General features: G+C 66.5%; 18 protein-coding genes and 3 tRNA genes. 8 read left to right on the forward strand and 13 right to left on the reverse strand.

Annotated elements, in window-relative coordinates:
• Positions 1–33: 33 nt before the first annotated feature.
• The 7 genes from QZM72_RS20150 to tig all read right to left on the reverse strand — a co-directional run bounded on the left by QZM72_RS20150 (position 34) and on the right by tig (position 8,746).
• The gene (locus tag QZM72_RS20150; protein WP_301739016.1) at positions 34–1,971 is read right to left on the reverse strand and encodes a SurA N-terminal domain-containing protein; all 1,938 of its coding nucleotides are present in this window, start codon (positions 1,969–1,971) and stop codon (positions 34–36) included.
• Between the two features lie 193 nt (positions 1,972–2,164).
• A tRNA-Asp gene (locus tag QZM72_RS20155) sits at positions 2,165–2,241 on the reverse strand.
• Between the two features lie 23 nt (positions 2,242–2,264).
• Positions 2,265–2,340, reverse strand: a tRNA-Val gene (locus QZM72_RS20160).
• Between the two features lie 208 nt (positions 2,341–2,548).
• A complete protein-coding gene (lon, locus tag QZM72_RS20165) occupies positions 2,549–4,972 on the reverse strand; it encodes an endopeptidase La (protein WP_089467667.1) in 2,424 nt (807 codons plus the stop codon).
• A gap of 197 nt (positions 4,973–5,169) precedes the next feature.
• A complete protein-coding gene (gene clpX, locus QZM72_RS20170; protein WP_006489345.1) occupies positions 5,170–6,441 on the reverse strand; it encodes an ATP-dependent Clp protease ATP-binding subunit ClpX in 1,272 nt (423 codons plus the stop codon).
• A gap of 164 nt (positions 6,442–6,605) precedes the next feature.
• Positions 6,606–7,259 carry an ATP-dependent Clp endopeptidase proteolytic subunit ClpP gene (gene clpP, locus QZM72_RS20175; protein WP_006496351.1) on the reverse strand — a complete coding sequence of 218 codons (654 nt, stop codon included), beginning with the start codon at positions 7,257–7,259 and terminating at the stop codon, positions 6,606–6,608.
• A gap of 140 nt (positions 7,260–7,399) precedes the next feature.
• Positions 7,400–8,746, reverse strand: a complete 1,347-nt coding sequence (tig, locus tag QZM72_RS20180) for a trigger factor (protein WP_089467668.1) — start codon at positions 8,744–8,746, stop codon at positions 7,400–7,402.
• A 393-nt stretch (positions 8,747–9,139) separates the two neighbouring features.
• Between tig and QZM72_RS20185 the strand changes: the two genes are divergently transcribed.
• Positions 9,140–10,285 carry a glycerate kinase gene (locus QZM72_RS20185; protein WP_089467669.1) on the forward strand — a complete coding sequence of 382 codons (1,146 nt, stop codon included), beginning with the start codon at positions 9,140–9,142 and terminating at the stop codon, positions 10,283–10,285.
• A gap of 62 nt (positions 10,286–10,347) precedes the next feature.
• Positions 10,348–10,797 (forward strand): MarR family winged helix-turn-helix transcriptional regulator, encoded by a 450-nt coding sequence (locus QZM72_RS20190; protein WP_006478574.1) that lies wholly within the window; start codon positions 10,348–10,350, stop codon positions 10,795–10,797.
• 190 nt (positions 10,798–10,987) lie between these two features.
• Here the strand turns inward: QZM72_RS20190 and QZM72_RS20195 are convergent, their stop codons facing one another.
• Positions 10,988–11,986 (reverse strand): 2-dehydropantoate 2-reductase, encoded by a 999-nt coding sequence (locus QZM72_RS20195; RefSeq protein ID WP_301739017.1) that lies wholly within the window; start codon positions 11,984–11,986, stop codon positions 10,988–10,990.
• Between the two features lie 93 nt (positions 11,987–12,079).
• Positions 12,080–13,237: a helix-turn-helix transcriptional regulator gene (locus QZM72_RS20200; protein ID WP_089467671.1), complete on the reverse strand. Its 1,158-nt coding sequence runs from the start codon at positions 13,235–13,237 to the stop codon at positions 12,080–12,082.
• A gap of 132 nt (positions 13,238–13,369) precedes the next feature.
• Here QZM72_RS20200 and QZM72_RS20205 point away from each other — a divergent pair, with 132 nt between their 5' ends.
• The 5 genes from QZM72_RS20205 (at position 13,370) to QZM72_RS20225 (ending at position 16,682) form a co-directional block, all read left to right on the forward strand.
• The gene (locus QZM72_RS20205) at positions 13,370–13,543 is read left to right on the forward strand and encodes a hypothetical protein (RefSeq protein WP_179233398.1); all 174 of its coding nucleotides are present in this window, start codon (positions 13,370–13,372) and stop codon (positions 13,541–13,543) included.
• Positions 13,544–13,606: 63 nt separating this feature from the next.
• Complete coding sequence (locus tag QZM72_RS20210) at positions 13,607–14,800, forward strand: MFS transporter (RefSeq protein ID WP_089467673.1); 1,194 nt, start codon at positions 13,607–13,609, stop codon at positions 14,798–14,800.
• Positions 14,801–14,814: 14 nt separating this feature from the next.
• Positions 14,815–15,924 carry a class II histone deacetylase gene (locus QZM72_RS20215; protein ID WP_089467674.1) on the forward strand — a complete coding sequence of 370 codons (1,110 nt, stop codon included), beginning with the start codon at positions 14,815–14,817 and terminating at the stop codon, positions 15,922–15,924.
• Between the two features lie 111 nt (positions 15,925–16,035).
• Complete coding sequence (locus tag QZM72_RS20220) at positions 16,036–16,266, forward strand: hypothetical protein (protein ID WP_089467675.1); 231 nt, start codon at positions 16,036–16,038, stop codon at positions 16,264–16,266.
• Between the two features lie 116 nt (positions 16,267–16,382).
• Complete coding sequence (locus tag QZM72_RS20225) at positions 16,383–16,682, forward strand: hypothetical protein (protein WP_179233399.1); 300 nt, start codon at positions 16,383–16,385, stop codon at positions 16,680–16,682.
• Between the two features lie 149 nt (positions 16,683–16,831).
• Here the strand turns inward: QZM72_RS20225 and QZM72_RS20230 are convergent.
• Positions 16,832–16,918: transfer RNA gene (locus tag QZM72_RS20230), tRNA-Leu, on the reverse strand.
• 237 nt (positions 16,919–17,155) lie between these two features.
• On the opposite strand from QZM72_RS20230, the gene hpnD reads away from it, so the two are divergent.
• Positions 17,156–17,989 (forward strand): presqualene diphosphate synthase HpnD, encoded by an 834-nt coding sequence (gene hpnD, locus QZM72_RS20235; RefSeq protein ID WP_089467676.1) that lies wholly within the window; start codon positions 17,156–17,158, stop codon positions 17,987–17,989.
• Positions 17,990–17,999: 10 nt separating this feature from the next.
• Here hpnD and QZM72_RS20240 read toward each other — a convergent pair whose 3' ends face one another.
• The 3 genes from QZM72_RS20240 to QZM72_RS20250 form a co-directional block, all read right to left on the reverse strand.
• Entirely contained in the window at positions 18,000–19,220 is a 1,221-nt protein-coding gene (locus tag QZM72_RS20240) for a DUF1501 domain-containing protein (RefSeq protein ID WP_089467677.1), read from the reverse strand.
• A 67-nt stretch (positions 19,221–19,287) separates the two neighbouring features.
• Positions 19,288–20,790: a DUF1800 family protein gene (locus QZM72_RS20245; protein ID WP_089467978.1), complete on the reverse strand. Its 1,503-nt coding sequence runs from the start codon at positions 20,788–20,790 to the stop codon at positions 19,288–19,290.
• A 134-nt stretch (positions 20,791–20,924) separates the two neighbouring features.
• A complete protein-coding gene (locus QZM72_RS20250) occupies positions 20,925–21,203 on the reverse strand; it encodes a hypothetical protein (RefSeq protein ID WP_006478566.1) in 279 nt (92 codons plus the stop codon).
• Position 21,204 lies beyond the last annotated feature (1 nt).

The raw sequence follows: 21,204 nt of genomic DNA on the forward strand, positions 1-21,204 counted from the left end.
GGGGCTTTTCGATGGTTGCGGACGAAACGATGCTCAGTTGTCGCCGTCCTGCTGCTGGCTGGCCGTCGTGCTGCCGTACAGCTTCACCTTCGAGCGATCGCGCAGCGCGGCGAGGTACGCTTCGCCTTCGCTTTGCGCATCGACCTGCGCCATCTGTTGCTGCGCGGCCGCCAGTTGCTGCGGATCGACCGCCGAACCGGGGATCACCGCGTTCACGCGGTAGATCGCATAGCCGTCCGCGCCGAGGTCGACACCGACGTAAGCCGGCAGCGTCTTCGCGTCGACCTTGTAGACGGCGCTCAGCGCAGCCGGCGTCAGGCCCTGCGACTGCGTGCGCGACACCTTCTGCGCGGGCGCGAACCCGTCGGTGGACTTCGACTTCTGCAACTCGGCCAGCTTCGCCGCACCGTCCTTCTTCGCGAGTTCCGCGGCCTGCTCGGCGACGACCTTCTGACGCACGACGTCCTTGATCGTGTCGAGCGCGGGCACCGCCGCCGGCTTGTAGTCGGTCACGCGCGCCGAGATCAGCGTGTTGTTGCCGACGTCGATCGCCTGCGTGTTGTTCCGGTTCTTCACCGAGTCGTTCGCGAACACGGCGGCCAGGAACTTCGGATTGTTCAACGGGCTCGTCGGCGGCAGCTGCGGATTCGGCGTCGGCGTGACGGTGGCCGTCTGGATCGTCAGTTTGTACTTGTCCGCGGCCGGCTGCAGCGTCTTCGCCTTTTCGTAGACGGTCGACGTGAACCCTTCCGCGTTGTCCGAGAACGCCTTCGCTGCGTACTGCTGCTTCAGGTCGACCGCGATCTGGTCCTTCACTTCCGCGAACGGCTTGACGACGGCCGGCTTCACTTCGGTCGCCTTCAGGATGTGGAAACCGAGATCCGACTGCACGACTCCGCTCACGTCGCCCTGCTTGAGCGAGAACGCGGCATCGTCGAACGCCTTGCCGCCCGCGGTCGAGCCGCGCGTGATGAAGCCGAGGTCGCCGCCCTTCGCCGCCGACGGTGCGTCCTGCGAGTTCTTCTGCGCGATCTGCGCGAATTGATCCGGATGCGCTTTCACGTCGGCGAGCAGTTGCTCGGCCTTCGCTTTCGCGGCCGCCTTGTCGGCCGCGCTGGCGCTGCCCGGCGCGGCGATGAAGATGTGGCTCACGCGCACCTGCGCTTCGGTACGGAAGTGCGTCGGGTTGTCGTCGTAGAACTTCTTGATGTCCGCTTCCGTCGGCTGCGCGCTCGCGGCCGCCGCGGCCGGCGAATAGACGAGGTACTGGATCGTCGCGGTTTCCGGCGTCGCAAAGCTCTGCTTGTGCGCGTCGTAGTACGCGGTGAGCTGCGCGTCAGTCGGCTGGACCTTCGCTGCGAAGTCGCTCGTCTTCAGCACGAGCGCCTGCACTTCGCGCTGCTGCGCGGCGAGTTCGGACAGGCGTTGCGCGAGGCTCTTGGGCGTGAACGCGCTCGACACGATGCTGGCCGGAATCTGCTGCAGCGCGAGGCTGTAACGCACGCGCTCCTGGTACTGCTCCGGCGTCATCCCCTGGAACGACAGCAGTTGCGCATAGCGTTCGACGTCGATCGTGCCGTCGGGCTTTTTCAGCGACGCGATCATCGGGTCGCTCATCAGCGCGTCGCGCACCGCGTTGTCGGACGCGGTCAGGTGCAGGCGTTGCGTCTCGTCGGCCAGCACGCGTTGCTGGATCAGGCCGTCGAGCACCTGCTTGCGGTGCTCGGGCGTATCGAACATCTTGATGTCGAACTGTCCGCCAAGCGCCTGGCGCGCCTGGTCGATCTGCTGGCGGAACGCGCCGTCGAATTCGACCCGCGTGATCTTGTGCCCGTTGACCGCCGCGACGTTCGCACTGTCGTCGAAGAAGCCGCGGAAGCCTTGGATCCCGACGAAACCCAGCCCCGGCAACACGATCAGGAGCAGGAGCGCCATCATCAGGCGCTGGTGATTACGGAAGAAATCGAGCATGCGTGACGGAAAAATTGGACAAAACGACCGATATTACAACATACGGGGTGGGACGGGAAAAAAGCAGGTCATGCCGTGCGCGAATGGAACTGGAATTCGGCAGCCGCTCTCCACTCCGCGGTCACGTGCCCGCAAGTGGGCACAACGAACGATACAAATGAAAAAGCCCGCACAAGGCGGGCTTTCTTATTTCTGGCGGAGCGGACGGGACTCGAACCCGCGACCCCCGGCGTGACAGGCCGGTATTCTAACCGACTGAACTACCGCTCCTTGGTCTGGCTGAATCGTGAAACTGGTGGGTGCTGAGGGGTTCGAACCCCCGACCTACGCCTTGTAAGGGCGCCGCTCTACCAGCTGAGCTAAGCACCCGTTTCCGATTCGTTCCGACTGCGATCTGCGTTTTGCGCATCAACAATCAGCGAGCCCGCAAGTTTAATTCATCCCCGAACATTTTGCCAAGCCTGCGCGCGAATTTTTTAACGCACATGCTCGCACGACTCCGATGCGCATAAAAAAACCCGCGGACGTTGCCGCGGGTTTTTGTGAACGACCGTCAACAACGACGGTGTTCACGGCCTCAGTGCTTGACGACTTCCGTCGAGCCGGCATCCTTCCCCGCCTCGCCGACCGGCGCCGCAGCCTTCGCTTCTTCCTCCGGCGGCAGCGGCGTCGGCGAACGCTCGAGCGCGAGTTCCAGCACCTTGTCGATCCAGCGGACCGGCACGATCTCGATCGCGTTCTTCACGTTGTCCGGAATGTCCGCGAGATCCTTCACGTTCTCTTCCGGGATCAGCACGAGCTTGATGCCGCCGCGATGCGCAGCCAGCAGCTTTTCCTTCAGCCCGCCGATCGGCAGCACTTCGCCACGCAACGTGATTTCGCCCGTCATCGCGACGTCGGCCCGCACGGGAATACCCGTCAGCACCGACACCAGCGCGGTCGTCATCGCCCCGCCGGCGGACGGACCGTCCTTCGGCGTCGCGCCTTCCGGCACGTGGATGTGGATGTCCTGCTTCTCGAACGCTTCGTCCTTGATACCGAGACGACGCGAACGCGAGCGCACGACCGAACGCGCAGCCTCGACCGACTCCTTCATCACGTCGCCGAGCGAGCCCGTACGAATCACGTTGCCCTTGCCCGGCATCACCGCGGCTTCGATCGTCAGCAGATCGCCGCCGACTTCCGTCCACGCGAGGCCCGTCACCTGACCGACCTGGTTTTCCTTCGCCGCGAGGCCGAAGTCGTACTTGCGCACGCCGAGGAACGTGTCGAGGTTCTCGCCATCGACCTTGATCGCGCCCGACGCCTTCTTCAGCAGCAGCATCTTCACGACCTTGCGGCAGATCTTCGACACTTCCCGCTCGAGCGAACGCACACCGGCTTCGCGCGTGTAGTAGCGGATGATGTCGCGGATCGCCTGCTCGGTGACCTCGATCTCGCCTTCCTTCAGCCCGTTGTTCTTCTTCTGCTTCGGCAGCAGGTAACGCTGGGCGATGCTGACCTTCTCGTCTTCCGTATAGCCCGACAGACGGATCACTTCCATCCGGTCGAGCAGCGGCGGCGGGATGTTCAGCGAGTTCGACGTCGCGACGAACATCACATCCGACAGATCGAAGTCGACTTCGATGTAGTGGTCGGCGAACGTGTGGTTCTGTTCCGGATCCAGCACTTCGAGCAGCGCCGACGACGGATCGCCGCGGAAATCCATCCCCATCTTGTCGACTTCGTCGAGCAGGAAGAGCGGATTGCGCACGCCGACCTTCGCGAGGCTTTGCAGGATCTTGCCCGGCATCGAACCGATGTACGTGCGGCGGTGGCCGCGGATCTCGGCTTCGTCACGCACGCCGCCGAGCGCCATCCGGACGAACTTGCGATTCGTCGCGCGGGCGATCGACTGGCCGAGCGAGGTCTTGCCGACGCCCGGAGGCCCGACGAGGCACAGGATCGGTGCCTTGACCTTGTCCACGCGCTGTTGCACCGCGAGATACTCGAGGATCCGTTCCTTGACCTTCTCAAGGCCGAAGTGATCCTCGTCGAGCACCTGCTCGGCGTTCGACAGGTCGTTGTTGACCTTGCTCTTCTTGCGCCACGGCAGGCCGATCAGCGTGTCGATGTAGTTGCGCACGACGGTGGCTTCCGCCGACATCGGCGACATCAGCTTCAGCTTCTTCAGTTCTGCGTCGGCCTTCTTCTTGGCTTCCTTCGGCATGCGCGCGGCGTTGATGCGCTTCTCGAGTTCCTCGAGATCCGCACCTTCCTCGCCCTCGCCCAGTTCCTTCTGGATCGCCTTGACCTGTTCGTTCAGGTAGTACTCGCGCTGGCTCTTTTCCATCTGGCGCTTCACGCGCCCGCGGATGCGCTTTTCGACCTGCAGGATGTCGATCTCGGCTTCGAGCTGCGCGAGCAGGTGCTCGAGGCGCTCGATGACCGGGAACATCTCGAGGATGTGCTGCTTCTGGTCGAGCTTGAGCGGCAGGCGCTCGGCGATCATGTCGGCGAGGCGCCCCGCTTCGTCGATGCCCGACAACGACGTGAGAATCTCCGGCGGGATCTTCTTGTTCAGCTTCACGTACTGGTCGAACTGCGACACGATCGCGCGACGCAGCGCTTCCGTCTCGGCGCTGTCGGCGTGATCGGGCTCGAGCGGCATCACTTCGCAGGAGAACTGCGTCTCCTGTTCCTCGATCGACAACGCCTTCGCGCGCTGCAGGCCCTCGACGAGCACCTTCACGGTGCCGTCCGGCAGCTTCAGCATCTGCAGAATGTTGGCGATACAACCGACCTCGTACATGTCCTTTTCGGTCGGTTCATCCTTGGCCGCGGTTTTCTGGGCGACGAGCATGATGTGCTTGCCGCCTTCCATCGCTGCTTCGAGGGCCTTGATCGATTTCGGCCGGCCCACGAAGAGCGGAATGACCATGTGCGGGAAAACGACGACATCCCGCAGCGGCAGCAGCGGGAGCGTGATGCGTTCCGGCGGGAGAAGTTGGGTGCCTGACATTTCATTTCCCCATGAGTGGAATCAATTGTTCGGTAATTGAGGCCGCCACAACGAATTGCAAGCCTTCAAGTGCGGGAAATATTCGGTAAGAAAGTAACCACCGCGTGTCGAGTCAGAGTTACCCACAAGATAAACGAAAAAAAGCCGCCCACGGACTCATGAACGGCCTTTTTCGCTGAACATCGTCGGCAAGCCGGTCAGTTCGAACCCGCCACCTTCGGCGTGTCCTCGTAGATCAGCAAGGGCTTGCCGTCCCCATCGATGACATTCTCGTCGATGATGACCTTGCTGACCCCTTTCATCGTCGGCAGCTCGTACATCACGTCGAGCAACGCCTGTTCGATGATCGAACGCAAACCGCGCGCGCCGGTCTTGCGGCGAATCGCCTTGCGGGCGACTGCCTGCAACGCGCCCGGCCGGATTTCCAGTTCGACGCGCTCCATTGCGAACAGCTTGTGATACTGCTTGACGAGCGCATTCTTCGGCTCGACCAGGATCTTCATCAGCGCGGCTTCGTCGAGCTTGCCGAGCGTCGCGACCACCGGCAGGCGGCCGATCAATTCGGGGATCAGACCGAATTTGATCAGGTCTTCCGGTTCCGTCTCGCGCAGCACTTCGCCCGCGTCGCGTTCCTGCTTGCTCTTGACCGTCGCGCCGAAGCCGATGCCGGTCTTCTCGGTACGATCGGTGATCACCTTTTCGAGACCGTCGAACGCGCCGCCGCAGATGAACAGGATGTTGGTCGTGTCGACCTGGATGAAATCCTGGTTCGGGTGCTTGCGGCCGCCCTGCGGCGGCACCGACGCCATCGTGCCCTCGACGAGCTTCAGCAGCGCCTGCTGGACACCCTCGCCCGACACGTCGCGCGTGATCGACGGGTTGTCCGACTTGCGGCTGATCTTGTCGATTTCGTCGATGTAGACGATCCCGCGCTGGGCCTTGTCGACCTCGTAGTTGCAGTTCTGCAACAGCTTCTGGATGATGTTCTCGACGTCCTCGCCGACGTAGCCGGCTTCGGTCAGCGTCGTCGCGTCCGCGATCACGAACGGCACGTTGAGCAACCGCGCGAGCGTCTGCGCGAGCAACGTCTTGCCGGAGCCCGTCGGGCCGATCAGCAGGATGTTGCTCTTCGACAGCTCGACGTCGTCCTTCTTGTCGAGATGCTTCAGGCGCTTGTAGTGGTTGTACACGGCCACCGCGAGGATTTTCTTCGCGCGCTCCTGGCCGATCACGTACTGATCGAGGATGTCGCGAATTTCCTGCGGACTCGGCAAATCCGACCGGGACAGGCTGGCCTCGACGCCGGCGGCAGCCGCCTCGTCGCGAATGATTTCGTTGCAGAGGTCGATACATTCATCGCAGATGAACACCGACGGGCCCGCGATGAGTTTTTTCACCTCATGCTGGCTTTTCCCGCAAAACGAGCAATACAACAGCTTCTCGCTGTTCGAACCTTTTTTGTCCGCCATGAATGTAGAGCCTCCGGACAGGTAAATGACATGATACGCCGATTGCTCCGGACGCCGCGCCTAGGGCGCGACCGGAGCCGGCTGGATGCGCTTGCCGCAGATGCTCAGGGCACTCGGGACGTTTGAGGGCGCCGGCCCGAATCGGGGCGGCACCCCGTTTAAGCTCACGGGCGCTTCAATAGCACCTGATCGATCAGCCCGTACGCCTTCGCGTCCTCGCTCGACATGAAGTTATCACGGTCGGTGTCGCGCGCGATGCGCTCGACGTCCTGGCCCGTGTGCTGCGCGAGCAGGTTGTTCAACCGCTCCTTCAGGTAGAGGATCTCGCGTGCCTGGATCTCGATGTCGGATGCCTGGCCGCGCGCGCCGCCGAGCGGCTGGTGAATCATCACGCGCGAATTCGGCAGCGCGAAGCGCTTGCCCTTCGCGCCCGACGCGAGCAGGAATGCGCCCATGCTGGCCGCGAGGCCCATGCACAGGGTCGACACGTCCGGCTTGATGAACTGCATCGTGTCGTAGATCGCCATCCCGGCCGACACCGAGCCGCCCGGGCTGTTGATGTAGAGGCTGATGTCCTTGTCGGGATTCTCGCTCTCGAGGAACAGCAATTGCGCGACCACGAGATTGGCGGTCTGGTCGTTCACTTCGCCGACCATGAACACCAGGCGCTCCTTCAGGAGACGCGAATAGATATCGTACGAACGCTCGCCGCGGCCGCTCGTTTCGACGACGATCGGCACCAGCCCCAGCGCTTGCGCCTCGAAACCCTGCGGCGCGTTCGAAGCAAGCATGTCCAGCAATTCAGCGCGAGTGATCATTCAATGAACCTTGTTCGAATGGAAAATTGAACGGAAGGAAGCCGCCCGCTCAATCGCCATATTAATGGCAACCGTGCGCTTGACGTAAAAACGGCGTGCGGGCCGTCGCTCCGACAGCCGGCACGCCGCTAGAGCAACACTTACGCTTGCGCCGATGCGCTCGCGAGTGCCTCGAAGCTCACTTCCTTGTCCGTCACCTTTGCCTTGCCCAGCACGAAATCGACGACGTTGCTTTCAACGACGAACGCTTCCATCTCGGCGAGGCGCTGCTGGTTGGAATAATACCAGCGGACCACTTCCTTCGGGTCTTCGTAGCTCTTCGCGAACTCGTCGACTTCCGCGCGGATCTGTTCCGGCTTCGCTTCCAGGCCGTTCGCCTTCACGAGCTCGGCCAGCACGAGGCCCAGCTTCACGCGGCGCTCGGCCTGCTCGGCGAACATTTCGGCCGGGATCGGTGCGTCCTTCGCGTTCGGCACGCCGCGCTGCGCCAGATCCTGGCGAGCCATTTCGACGAGGCGTTGCTGGTCCTGCTCGATCAGCGCCTTCGGCACGTCGAGTTCGGAAATCTTCAGCAGCGCGTCCATCACCTGGTTCTTGACGATCGACTGCGTGCGACGCTTCGCTTCGCGCTCGAGGTTTTCCTTGATTTCGGCGCGCATCTTCGTGAGGTCGCCGTCTTCGATGCCGAGCGACTTCGCGAATTCCGCGTCGATTTCCGGCAGGTGCGGCCATTCGATCTTCTTCATCGTGACCGTGAACTGCGCCGTTTTGCCGGCGACGTCCTTGCCGTGGTAGTCATCCGGGAACTTGAGGTCGAACGTACGCTGTTCGCCGACCTTCAGGCCGAGCGCCGCCGTTTCGAATTCCGGCAGCATGCGGCCTTCGCCGAGCACGAACGGGAAATCTTCGGCCGTGCCGCCCTGGAACGCGACGTCGTCGATCTTGCCGACGAAGTCGACCGTCACGCGGTCGCCGTTCTTCGCTGCGGTGTCCGCCCCGCCGTCGCCGTGCTCGCCGGCTTCGCCGCGTGCGTGATAGTGCACGCGCTGCTTGCGCAGGATGTCCAGCGTGCGGTCGATTTCGGCGTCGCCGATCGACGTGGTCGAGCGCTCGACTTCAGCCGTCGCCAGATCGCCGATCTTCACTTCCGGGTAGACCTCGAACGTCGCGTCGAACGCGTATGCGTCCTCAGCCTGTTCCTGCTTCGGCTCGAAGCTCGGCTGGCCGGCGACGCGCAGGTTTTCCGCGCGGCTGACCGTGAAGAATTCCTGGCCGATCTTGTCGCTCAGCACTTCCGCTTCGACCTGACCCGCGTATTGCTGGGCGACCATCTTCACCGGCACCTTGCCCGGGCGGAAACCGGGCATGCGCACGGTCTTCGCGAGTTTCTGGATGCGGGCGTCGATTTCCTTCTGCACGGTGTCTTTCGGCAAAGAAATCGTCACACGGCGTTCAAGCTTGCCGAGGTTCTCAACAACGTTAGCCATGGCTTCAATCGTCCTAAAATTATTCGAGCGAATCGGGTTTTCCTTGCCGTGCCTGCCTGCAGCATGCGGTGCGTCGCACTCGCACGCCGCGCCGGAGCGCCACGCCATCCCTGCACGCGCCGGATGGCTAGCGCAAGCGGCTCGGAGCACGGCTTTGGCCGGAAGAATCGACTATTCTAGCAAACAATTTTCGTCGTATCGCCAGATCGGTGCGACACGCGTGCGTCCCCGCCCCGTCGACAGCCCGTTGCACGGCCCTGCACGCGGATCGCCGCTATGCCGAACGGCATATCCACCTCGGGCCTTCCATCCTGTAAGCTCCGATAGCGTGTGCGCCGCCGTCATGGCGGCGACCATTCATTCTTCACACCAATCACGCCTTCCGGAGACACCATGCCGCACCACCCGTCCGCGCCTGTCGTCGTCATCGCGCCCGATTCGTTCAAAGGCTCGCTTTCCGCCGAGCAGGTCGCGGACGCGATCGCCACCGGCATTCGCCGCGCCCGGCCCGATGCGGTCGTGCGTTGCTGCCCGATGGCCGACGGCGGCGAAGGCACGCTCGACGCGATGCTGGCGGGCGGCGGCACGCGGCGCACGCTGCGGGTGGCCGGCGCGTCGCTGGCGGCGCGCGATGCGGCGGTCGGCGTCATCAATGCGCGCACCGCGATCGTCGAGACGGCCGAGATCGTCGGGATTACCGACCCGGTCGGCATGAGCGTGCCGGTCGACGCACGCAGCACGCGCGGGATGGGCGAGGCAATCCGCACGCTGCTCGACGACGGCCTGCGCCGCTTCTTCGTCGCGCTCGGCGGCAGCAGCACCAACGACGCGGGCGCCGGGCTGCTCGCCGGGCTCGGCCTGCAGTGCTTCGACGCCGGCGGCCAGCCGGTCGAGCCCGTGCCGTCGCGGCTCGCCGACATCGCGCGCATCGACGCGTCGGGGCTGGATCCGCGCCTGAAGGAAACGGAATTCGTCGGCATGTCCGACGTCGACAACCCGCTGACGGGCGCGCATGGCGCGACCGCCGTGTTCGGTCCGCAAAAAGGCGTGACGGCCGCCCAGGTCGCGACCCTCGATGCGGCCCTCGCCGGCTTCGCCGACCTGCTCGAAGCCGCGCTCGACCGCCGCGGCCGCGAACTGCCGGGCGCGGGCGCGGCGGGTGGCCTCGGTTTCGCGCTGCACATGCTCGGCGCACGCTTCGAGCCCGGCGCCGAAGTGGTCGCACGCCAGGTCGGGCTCGACGCCGCACTGGCCGGCGCCGACTGGTTGATCACCGGCGAAGGCCGCTCCGACGTGCAGACGCTGCACGGCAAGGCGCCGTTCATCGCATGCCGGCACGCGCAGGCGGCCGGCGTACCCGCATCGCTGCTGTCGGGCGCGGTCGATCCGGCCGCGTTGCCGCGCCTGTCCGAGCATTTCTCCGGCTGCTTTTCGCCGGCTCCCGGGCCGATCACGCTCGACGCCGCGATCCGCGACGCGGCCAATCTGCTTGCGAACGAAGCGGAACAGTTGACACGCCTGAAGTACGGTGCACACTGACCGTTGACCCGAGCGCGCGATACAGGAACAATCGGGCCCGCCCTTTTTCTTCAGGATTCGACATGAAAGGCCGTCAAGCCGGGCTCGATCAGTTTCTGACCTATCGCCTCCATGCGCTCACGAAGCGCTCCGACCGCGGGATCGGCGAGGTGTACCGGCACAAGCTCGACATCTCGCTGCCGGAGGCGCGTGTGATCGCCGCCGTCGGCGCGTTCGGCCCGTTCTCGATCATGGATCTCGCGCGCCACACCAATCTCGACAAGAGCCAGGCGAGCCGCGCGGCCGAAGCGCTGCTGCGCCAGGGGCTGCTCGAGCGCAGCGCGAGCGACGAAGACGGCCGGATCGTGCTGATCGCGCTGACCACCGACGGCCGCGCGCTGCATCGCAAGATCATGCCGATCGTGCGCAAGTGGAACGACGGTTTGCTCGCATGCCTGTCCGACAGCGAACGTCAGACGTTCGAGCGGCTGCTCGACAAGGTCGTCGCGCACGCGACCGAGCGCGACGACTGAGCCGCGTGGCGGGCCGGCCTCGCCGGATCGGCCAGCGCTGCCGGCAGAATTGATCCGACGAATCAGACAGGCCGCCCGGGTCGCGTCACGCCCGATCCGGGCGGCCCGTTTTGCATCATGCGGCCGGCGTCGCACGAAGCGCGCGTGGTCGCGTTACCGGCGGCCGAGAATTCAGCCGCCCCCGTGCGCACTACAACCCGCTGTTCGTCGCGCGCTGGCGCAACAACCCGAGCACCGCGTCGCAGTACGGGGTCGGCACGCCAAGCCTGCGGCCGAGCTCCGGAAACACGCCGAGGATCGGCCCGATCTCCAGCGCGCGCCCCGCCTCGAAATCCTGCAGCATCGACGTCTTGAACGCGCCGAGCTTGCGCGTGACCGCGATCCGCTCGGGGCCGCTCATCCCGGTGGACAGGCCAAGCCTCGCGCCGATCGCGGCCGCCTCCTCCATCATCCGCAGCGCGAGATCCTGCGTGAACGGATCGTCGAGCAACTGCTCGGCCGTCGACCCGGTCAGCGCGCTCAGCGGATTCATGTTCATGTTGCCCCACAGCTTCGTCCAGATCTCGGTCCGGATCGCGCGCGTCGACTCGACGTCGAAACCGCCGGCCGCGAGCGCCGCGGCGAACCGCGCGGTGGCCATGTCGAGCCGCGGATCGGGCGTGCCGACGATCAGCCGGTTGCCGCGCCCGCGCCGCACGACACCCGGCGCGTCGGTACTCGACGACAGGTGCACGACGCAGCCGATCGCCTGCGCGGGCGGCAACGCGGCCGACACCGCGCCGCCCGGGTCGACCGCATCGAGCGGCACGCCGTCGACCGCCCCTTCGAGCCCGTGCGTGAACCACCACGGCAGCCCGTTCATCGCCGCGACGATCACCGTATCCGGCCCGATCAGCGGCGCAATGCGCTCAGCCAGCGCCGGTAGCGCCTGCGCCTTCAGCGCGATCACCACGTAGTCCTGCACGCCGAGCGCGGCCGCATCATCGCTGGCGCGCACCGGCACCGACGAGGTCACGCCCGCCTCATCGATCACGCGCACGCCGTGCGCATTCAGCGCATCGAGCGTCGCGCCGCGTGCGTATGCGCTCACGCTCATGCCGGCGCTCGACAACGCGGCCGCGAGCAATCCGCCGATCGCGCCGACACCGACCACCGCCACGCGCACCGACCCCGAATTCGTGTCGTTCATGATGGCATTCCGTCTTCTGGAAACTGACGAGCATAACGCGCAATGGTTGTGCACACAACCATTCATACGGCGTACCGCATACGTTCGCACGCGTCAGCGCGGCACACCGCCGGCTTCCACCGCTTCGCCGTCGGTCGCGCCGCCCGTCGCGCCCAGCACGCCGGCGATCTGGCTCTTGTCGTGCATGCCGAGCTTGCGGTACGCGCAGCGCAGGTAGTGACGCACGGTCGTCGGCGAGATCGCCATCTGCTGCGCGACTTCCTTATGCGAACGCCCGGCGCCGTAATAACGGATCGCCGCGAGTTCGCGCGGGCTCAGCCGGTCGAGCAGCGAGCGCGGCCGCGCCTCGATCTGGAACAGCCCCGCGACGGGCACGCAGTGGATGCGCAGCGCGTCGCCGACGAACGGCTGGCCCGACTGGCGCCGCAGGTGCGCGACGAGCGGATCCGGCACGCGCGCGCCGGTCCAATCCGGCCATTCGGTTCGCAGCACGTCGTCGAAACCGTGATCGGCATGGTGCAGCACGCCGAAGTTGTCGCACAGCGCACGCGCCGCCGGCGCCGGCGCCGGCGCGACCGTGTCGCCGCGCTCGCGCGTGAGCTGCGCGGCGCGATTGATCGTCAGTGCGGCGGCCAGGTGCGGAATCACTTCCTCGAAGCGCCGCGCGTCGTCGTCGCTGAACGGCCGGTTCAGGCCCTGGCGGTAGATCGACATGAACGTCGTCAGGCCGAAGCGGCGATCGAGCGTACACACGCACATCAGTTGCGCGAGCCCGTACTTCACGCACCAGTCGCGAAACCGTGCATCGAGCCCCGGTTCGACGACCGTCAGCCGCACCGCACGGCCGTGCGCGCCGTGCAACGTGCGGTGCGCGAGCGGATCGCAATCGCGCACGCGCTTCCAGTCGGTGAAGAACGCGTGCGGCAACCGGTACAGAAAGCTGTTGTGCATCACCGGGCCGGTCGGCACATGGGTCGCGACGCCCGTCCATGCGGCATCGAACGGCATGAGTGCCTGCAACAGGGAAAGGAACCGGCATTCGAATTCTCCGATGGCGGACTGCGCGGCCACCGCGTACAGGTCGAGCAGCATCAGCCCGAGTTCGCGCTGCACTGCGTCGTCACGCGCGACGCCGTCGAAATCGGCGCGCCGGGACGGTAGCGGCGGCCATGCGAATTCGTCGAGGACGATGGCGGCCGGCACATCGCGCAGCGCGTCGAGATCCTGCCCGATATCCGTCGTGATCCTCACTTTCCGCTCCCCTGCCCGATCGGGCCGCTGATGTGCGCAACGGCACCGGCCGATTATAGCGAGCGGCTTTTTTGGCGGGCCACGGTGCCGGAACGCTCGCCGGCCCCATCCATTTGAACGGTGCGCCGCACGTTGCTGCTTCGCAGCAAGGCGCGCGGCGGCATCGCACTGCCTTCGCGCCGTGAGTCGCGGGTTTTCCGCACCGTCCATCTGGACGACTGTTCCGCCGCTTTCCCGCTGCGGACACTGCGTCGCGACAACACCAACGACAAACCGATGCAGGACGGCATGGAGAACCCGACGTGACGCGCAGTTCGGCGCGATGGTCGGCATGTACCACCTGTTCTGACTCCCCAACGAGATCCCGCCATGAAGACCCTGTCCCCGGATACCGCCCGCTCGCCGGACGGCCGTGCGCCGACGTTCGCGCGCTCGACGCTCGTCGCGCTCGTCGCGTTCGCGGCCATCACGCCGCTGCTGCTGCTCGTGGCGCCCGCCGTCGCCGGTCGGCTCGCGACGCAACTCGGCTTGTCCGCGTCGCAAGTCGGTACCTACTTCTTCGTCGAACTCGGCGCGTTCAGCCTCGCGACCGTGCCGTCGTACCTGTGGCTCGGTCGCATCGACGCGCGCCGCGTCGCCGCTTTCGCCATCGCGCTGTTCGGCGCGGGCAACCTGCTGACCGCGCTGTGGATGCCAGGCTTCGCCGCGCTGCTCGCGCTGCGCGCCGTCACCGCGCTCGGCGGCGGCTCGTTGATGGTGCTCTGCATGACGAGCGCGGCAACGAGCACAAACAGCGACCGCGTGTACGGCCTGTGGGTCGTCGGCCAGCTGATCGCGGGCGCGATCGGCCTGTTCGTGCTGCCGCACGTGTTCGCCGCATTCGGGCTGCGCGCGCTGTATGTCGCGCTCGCCGCGCTCGCGCTGCTCGCGGCGCCGCTGTCGCGCGGTTTTCCTTCGTCGCTCGGCATGCGGCCGGCATCCGTGCGCAGCGAAGCGCCGCACACGCCGCGACGCTTCGTCGTGCTCGCCATCGGCGCGGTACTGACGTTCTATCTCGCGATCGGCAGCGTGTGGACGTTCGCGAGCCGTGCGGCGGCCGATGCCGGGCTCGATCCGCAGTCGACCGGCAACGTGCTCGCGATCGCGAGCGTGATCGGGATCGCCGGCGCGGCGCTCGCGTCGTGCGCGGGCGGCCGGCTTGCGCGGCGCGCGCTGCTGGCGGCCGGTTACGCGCTGCTCGCGGCGTCGCTCGTCGCGCTCGCCGCGATGCATGACGCCGCCGGCTACAGCGCGGCGATCTTCGTGTTCAAGTTCGCGTGGACCTTCGTGCTGCCGTTCATCCTCGCGACCGTCGCGCAGATCGACGCATCGGGCCGCCTCGTCGCGACGCTCAATTTCGTGATCGGCGCGGGTCTCGCCGCCGGTCCGCTGCTGGCCGGCCTGATGCTCGATGCCGGCGGCACGATGCGCACGCTGTTCATAGCCGCGACGGCCGTCGCGATCGTGTCGTTCGCCGCGCTGCGCCACATCGAGCGCCCTTCTTCCGTTTCCTCCCAACCGTGAAAGGTCACGCATCCATGAATCGCACTGCCTTCTTCACCGACGAACGCACTTTCTGGCATACCGGCGGCACGCACGCGCTGTTCTTCCCGGTCGGCGGCTGGGTCCAGCCGCCGTCGAGCGCGGGCTACGCGGAATCGCCCGATTCGAAGCGCCGCTTCCTGTCGCTCGTGCAGGCGTCGGGCCTGGCCGCGCAGCTCGACCTGCGCGGCGCCGAGCCCGCGACGACCGCCGACTTGCTGCGCATTCATCCGGCGCACTATCTCGACGCATTCCGCGCGCTGAGCGACGCGAACGGCGGCGACCTCGGCGATCTCGCGCCATTCGGCACGGGCAGCTACGAGATCGCCGCGCTGTCGGCCGGTCTCGCGATCGCGGCGGTCGATGCGGTCGTCGGCGAGCGCGCGGCGAATGCGTTCTCGCTGTCGCGACCGCCCGGCCATCACTGCCTGCGCGACCGCCCGATGGGCTTCTGCCTGCTCGCGAACATCCCGATCGCGATCGAGGCCGCGCGCGCGAAGCACGGCATCGAGCGCGTCGCGGTGATCGACTGGGACGTGCATCACGGCAACGGCACGCAGTCGATCTACTACGACAATCCCGATACGCTGACGATCTCGCTGCACCAGGACCGCTGCTTTCCGCCCGGCTACAGCGGCGCGGACGATCGCGGCGAAGGCGCGGGCATCGGCGCGAACCTGAACGTGCCGCTGCTCGCGGGCAGCGGCGACGATGCCTACCGGTATGCGTTCGAGCGAATCGTGCTGCCGGCGCTCGCGCGTTTTCGCCCCGAGCTGATCGTCATCGCGAGCGGCCTCGATGCGAGCGCGGTCGATCCGCTCGCGCGCATGCAACTGCATACCGACAGCTACCGGTTCATGACCCGCGCGGTGAAGGAAGCGGCGCAGCGCCATTGCGGCGGACGGCTGGCGATCGTTCACGAAGGCGGCTATTCGGAGGCGTACGTGCCGTTCTGCGGGCTCGCGATCGTCGAGGAACTGGCCGGCATTCGTACCGAGGTCGCCGATCCGATGCTCGAACTCGCGATCGCGCAGCAGCCGGGCGAGCGGTTCGTCGCGTTCCAGCGTGAACTGCTCGACGAGCTGGCCGCGTCGTTCGGGTTGTAGCGCGCGGGAACGGACATGACGGGGCCGGCCCGCGCCGGCCCTTGCGCGATCGGTGCGGATGGGGTTTCCTGTGGCTTTACTCCCGTTCCGGCACGAGGCCGCACTCTTCCGATGAAATCGTCCCCGCGCGACAACAACGACAACGCCAAAACGCGCCGCGAGCCGTCGAAGCTGGCCCTGAACATCGCCGCCGTGACGGTCGGCCTCATCACGTTCGCGATCGGTGCGGCGTGGGTGATCTATAGCTGGGTCGTCGATCGCGAAGCGCAGTATTTCGCGATTCCGCTGGTGTTCTCGGTGCCGGTGATCGTCGCCGTCGCGATCCGCAGCTTCTGGGAATAGGCGCGGCGGAAATGGCGAAGCGCCGCGGCCGGGCGACGTGCGGCGCTTGATTGTCGAGCGACGCAACGCTCATCTACGAGCCATTTGCAGGACGGCATGCGCTCCCGGATTGTTGCATGCTGCCCTTCGATACGACACTGAGTGCGGACACGGCCAGCACCGTACCAACCGATTTCAGCACGGATTCCGCGGAAGGAGGCTCACCGCCCATGATCCGCCACCCTGCAGCAGTCGACGTGGAAGGAGAGCAGTCCAGCGGCTTCCTGACGGTCGCCTCGGGTCTTGCGCTCCACGCCACGTTGTCGGCAGGCGCGGCCGCGACAGCCGGCATGGCCAGCATCAGCGCCAGAACGCCGATTGACGTGCGTCCGGTGTTGGGCATCGACGGTCTCCGGTTGAACAGCCCGCGTGTATGAAAGGTTTTGTCATGGTACACGTTGCCCATTTACGGTACGTGCGCGAATGGCATCATCCCGGCCGAGGGCCATCAACAAAAAAGCGCTGCGGTCAGCCGACCGGCAGCGCTTTTTCGCGAACGGGCCCTGATGGAGGCACGTTCGATTTCTGGTGCGTGAGGCCGGACTCGAACCGGCACACCCTTGCGGGCGTCAGGACCTAAACCTGGTGCGTCTACCAATTTCGCCACTCACGCGTATTTCCGTTGCCTGACCGCGCGGACGTACGCAAGATGCGTGCTCCACGCGCCCGGGACTTCGCGCCGGCCGAAAACCGGCACGCCCGATCAGGCGAGCGCGAGATTCTACCCGATCCGTTCGGCGTTGTCTCGCCCCGTCGGCACCCGTCGTGCCGCGGTGCTAGAATGCCGCGCTCGACGTTTCGGCAACGCGCCGCCGCGCGTCCCCCGAACCCGCCCCACCCGATTTCGCCCGTGAACTTCGACGACTACTGTCAGCAAAAGGCCGCCCCCGCCGGCTCCAGCGTCTACTACGCGCTGCGCCAGGCGCCGCTCGCCACGCAGCCGCGCCTGACCGCGCTGTTCGCGCTGCGCCGCGAACTCGAGGAAACCGTCAAGGAAACCAGCGATCCGACCGTCGGACATACGAAACTCGCGTGGTGGCACAAGGAACTCGCGGCGCTGGCCGACGGGCAGCCGTCGCACCCGGTCACGAAGGCGCTGGCGCAGCATCACCCGGCAATCGCCGCCGAGGCCGATGCATTGCGCACGCTCGTCAACGGTTACGGGATGGACCTCGAACAGGCACGCTACCTCGATTTCGCGAACCTGCAGCGCTATATCGCGCAGGTCGGCGGCACATTCGCGTCGCTGGTTGCGCGCGCCAGTTCGCCGAACCCGGCCGACCCGCAGCCGTGGGCCGCGGACGTCGGCCGCGCACTGATGCTCGCGCAATTCGTGCAGGAGCTCGGCAATGACGCGCGCCACGGCCGCATCTACCTGCCGATCGACGAACTGCAGCGCTACAACGTGACCGCGGCCGATCTGCTGAATCGCCGCTACAGCCCGGCCTTCACCGAATTGCTGCAATTCCAGACGACCCGCGCGCGCGAAGCGCTCGAGGCCGCCGATGCGGCGATTCCCGCCTCCGAACGCCGCGCGCAACGCACACTGCGTGCGCAGCTCGCGCTGGCCGGCGCGCTGCTCGACGAAATCGCGCGCGACGGCTACCAGGTGCTGCACCAGCGCATTGCGCTGACGCCGATCCGCAAGCTGTGGATCGCGTGGCGCGCCGCGCGCCGTCGCTAAGCCGCGCGGGTCACGCCTTCAGCAGCGGCAGCGTGTCGAAACGCTGCTGCAGCACGCGCGTCGCATCGAGCCCCCACCACGACCCGAGCACGGTCGCATAAAGCTGGCGGAAATCGACCGCGACCGGCAAGTTGCCGTTGCCGTCGAGCCGCCCGAGCGCCGGTGGCGCACCGTACAGCCCGCCCGCCACGCGGCCGCCCATCACGAAATGCGGCGCGGCCGTGCCATGATCCGTGCCGTTACTCTGGTTCTCGCGCACGCGCCGGCCGAATTCCGCATACGTCATCACGAGCGTTTCGTTCCAGCGCCCGAGTTCGATCAACGCCGCGCGCATCGCGCTCATCCCGTCCGCGAACTGCTTGAGCAGCGCGGCCTGCTGCCCCGGCTGGTTCTGGTGCGTGTCGAAACCGTTGAGCGTCAGGCGCAGCACCGCGACACCGTCCTGCGCGCCGGGTCCGGACGCTTCGCACGCGGCCAGCACCTGCATCGCGGTCTTGACCGACGTGCCGAATGCGCCGGCCGGAAAGGCCGTCCTGAATTCGCGCATCCCGCCGCGCGGACGCAGCCGGTCGGCCGCTTTCACGATGTCGTTCTCGACGTCGATGATGTGCGCGAGCGCGGGGTTCTGCTCGCGCAACGACGACGGCTCGGCGAGCCGGGCCGCGCGGATGAACTGCGCGGGATTGACGAGCGCGATCGCACGTGCGCCGTTCGACAGCGGCCCCATCTCGGCGCTGCCGAGCACGACGCCGTCCGCCGCGAAACCGGGCGGCACGGGCGCTTGCGCAAACGTGCGCGTGAGCCAGCCTTCGTGCAGGTACTGATCCGAGCGCGACGCGGTGTCCCAGATCTCGATCGAACGGAAATGCGACAGGTTCGGCTGCGGATAGCCGACACCCTGCACGATCGCGACCTGTCCGTCGCGCCACAGCGGCATCAGCGGCGCGAGCGACGGGTGCAGCCCCGTCTGCGCGTCGAGCTGCAGCACCTGATCGCGCTTGATGCCGATGCCGCGCCGGAACTGGTAGTACAGCGGATCGGCATACGGCACCACCGTGTTGAGACCGTCGTTGCCGCCCTTCAGCTCGACGAGGATCAACACGTTCGCATACCCGGTTGCGGGCTTGCGCCCAGCCTGCGTCGCAGCAGCCGCCATCGCGGGCGCTTGCCACATCGACACGCCGGCGGCGGCCGCGGCGCCCGTGAGCGTCAGAAAATCACGTCGGTTCATCGCACATCCTTTGGTTCGCCGCCCGGCGTCTTTGCCGCGGCGGCTGCCCGCTTCGTCGTCGTTCGCATCATTTCAGTTGATAGGCCGGATCCATCAGCAACGCCTCGAGATACGCGCTGCCGGTCGAATCCGTGTCGATCGCCGCGACCGGCGAGAGTTGCAGCACCGCGTGCTGCAACTGCAGTTCGGTCGACAATCCCGCGATCACTTGCGGTCGAGCACGATATTGGGCCAGCCAACGCTCGAGGTCGAAACGCAGGCCGCCGCGCGCGGCCTTCGCGGGCGTGCCGCGCTGGCCGGCGGCGGACGCCGCGTCGACCACCGGCATCGCATGGGCGCGCGCGCCTGGCTGCGGCGCGATCGCGCGAGCTGGCGGCCGCATGCCGGCCGTCTCGGTCGCGCGGAACAGCTGCTCGACGAACTGCTTGCGCGACAGCAACGTGGTGCTGTTGATCCACAGCGCGCCGCCCGGCCAGCCCTTAACGTTCGGCGGATAGAACAGGTTCTGCCCGAGCGTGCGGACGGTGTCCGCGAGCATCTTCGGATCGCCGTACGCCACGTCGAACAGCCGCACCGACCCGACGACGAATTCAGCCGGCGATTTGACGAGCACGCCGCGGTTGCGCGGCTCCCAGAACGCGTCGGTCGACCACAGCGCGGCGAGCGCCGCGCGAATGTCGTAGCCGCTCGCGCGAAACTGTTCGGCGACCGCATCGAGCGCGCCCGGCTCCGGCGTATCGGACACGAACTCGCGCCACAGCTTGCCGGCGATGAAGCGCGCGGTGCCCGGCCGCTTCAGCAGAATGTCGAGAAAACCGTCGCCGTCGAACCGCCCGGTTTCGCCGAGGATCGTCTTGTCGCCGGCATCGTGCCATTCGGGTCGCACCATGAAGCGCAGCGTATCGGGATCGACGGTCCAGCCCGTCATCGCGCGCGCGGCTTCGGTCACGTCGTATTGCGTGTAGTGCCCTTCGCCGAGCGTGAACAGCTCCATCACCTCGCGCGCGAAATTCTCGTTCGGCCGCCCCTTGCGATTGCTCGCGCCGTCGAGATACTGCAGCATCGCCGGGTCCTTCGCGACCGCGTGCAGCAGCGTGCCGAAGTTGCCGAGCGCCTCGCGACGAAACAGCGCGTTCTGCGCGGCCATCGTCTGCGGGTAAGGCACCTTGTCCTGTCCGGACGTGAAATGCCCATGCCAGAACAGCGTCATGCGCTCGGTCAGCGGCGACGGCGTCGCGACCATCTCGTTGACCCAGGCCGCCCGCAACGCATCGTAGCGGCGATTGCGCTCGCGCTGCTCGTCGCGCCGCATGTCGGGCGTCAGCGCCTGGCGCTGCGCGCGCGTCGGCGGCGGCTCGGCGATCCAGTCGGGCCACGTCGTGACGGGTTCGCGTCGCACGCTGCCGAGCGTGTCGGCCACGACCTGCGCGCGCGTCATGCCGACGATGCGCGCGACCTCGGCGGGCGCGGGAGAGAAACCGGTGCGACTCAAGAAAAACAGCGCGTCGTCGGCATCGAGCGGCGACTGCATGGCGGGCGACGGCGCCGGTGCGGCAGCGTTCGCTTTCATCGTCATGGACTCCCGGAACGCACCGGCGGTGCGGATGCCCGTACAACGGCATTCGGCAGCAGAAAGTTGACGGAAAAAGTGCTACGAATTCTTTCCGCGCGGGCATTTCCGCGCAGGGCGAACGACGGCCCGCCTCAGCGCTTGTACAGCTCGCGAACGGCGTCTTCGATGTGCTGGCGCAACAGGTGCCGCTCTTCGGGCGTCATGTGCCCGTCGCGGCGGCGCTGTTCGAGATCGGGAGGCACGGCGGAACGGACCGTCATGTCGGCGGCACGATCGGGTTGCGGCGCTTTGCCGCGCGGCAGCTTGCGCGACGACGCGCCCTGCTCGGGGCGCTGCGCATACGCGAAGTTCGACGCATATGGACCGGCAAGCGCGATCGTCAGCATCAGTGCAATCCGGGCAGATCGCATG

Source organism: Burkholderia sp. AU45388 (assembly GCF_030481585.1).
Lineage (GTDB): Bacteria > Pseudomonadota > Gammaproteobacteria > Burkholderiales > Burkholderiaceae > Burkholderia > Burkholderia sola.

Bases quoted from the DNA above. Each gene is read 5' to 3' on its own strand.
- QZM72_RS20245 (WP_089467978.1), bottom strand. From the start codon at position 20,790: ATGAAAGCGAACGCTGCCGCACCGGCGCCGTCGCCCGCCATGCAGTCG.
- QZM72_RS20210 (WP_089467673.1), top strand. From the start codon at position 13,607: ATGAAGACCCTGTCCCCGGATACCGCCCGCTCGCCGGACGGCCGTGCG.
- QZM72_RS20240 (WP_089467677.1), bottom strand. From the start codon at position 19,220: ATGAACCGACGTGATTTTCTGACGCTCACGGGCGCCGCGGCCGCCGCC.
- QZM72_RS20185 (WP_089467669.1), top strand. From the start codon at position 9,140: ATGCCGCACCACCCGTCCGCGCCTGTCGTCGTCATCGCGCCCGATTCG.
- lon (WP_089467667.1), bottom strand. From the start codon at position 4,972: ATGTCAGGCACCCAACTTCTCCCGCCGGAACGCATCACGCTCCCGCTG.
- QZM72_RS20225 (WP_179233399.1), top strand. From the start codon at position 16,383: ATGCTGCCCTTCGATACGACACTGAGTGCGGACACGGCCAGCACCGTA.
- QZM72_RS20190 (WP_006478574.1), top strand. From the start codon at position 10,348: ATGAAAGGCCGTCAAGCCGGGCTCGATCAGTTTCTGACCTATCGCCTC.
- tig (WP_089467668.1), bottom strand. From the start codon at position 8,746: ATGGCTAACGTTGTTGAGAACCTCGGCAAGCTTGAACGCCGTGTGACG.
- QZM72_RS20220 (WP_089467675.1), top strand. From the start codon at position 16,036: ATGAAATCGTCCCCGCGCGACAACAACGACAACGCCAAAACGCGCCGC.
- QZM72_RS20150 (WP_301739016.1), bottom strand. From the start codon at position 1,971: ATGCTCGATTTCTTCCGTAATCACCAGCGCCTGATGATGGCGCTCCTG.
- clpP (WP_006496351.1), bottom strand. From the start codon at position 7,259: ATGATCACTCGCGCTGAATTGCTGGACATGCTTGCTTCGAACGCGCCG.
- clpX (WP_006489345.1), bottom strand. From the start codon at position 6,441: ATGGCGGACAAAAAAGGTTCGAACAGCGAGAAGCTGTTGTATTGCTCG.
- QZM72_RS20195 (WP_301739017.1), bottom strand. From the start codon at position 11,986: ATGAACGACACGAATTCGGGGTCGGTGCGCGTGGCGGTGGTCGGTGTC.
- QZM72_RS20250 (WP_006478566.1), bottom strand. From the start codon at position 21,203: ATGCGATCTGCCCGGATTGCACTGATGCTGACGATCGCGCTTGCCGGT.
- QZM72_RS20215 (WP_089467674.1), top strand. From the start codon at position 14,815: ATGAATCGCACTGCCTTCTTCACCGACGAACGCACTTTCTGGCATACC.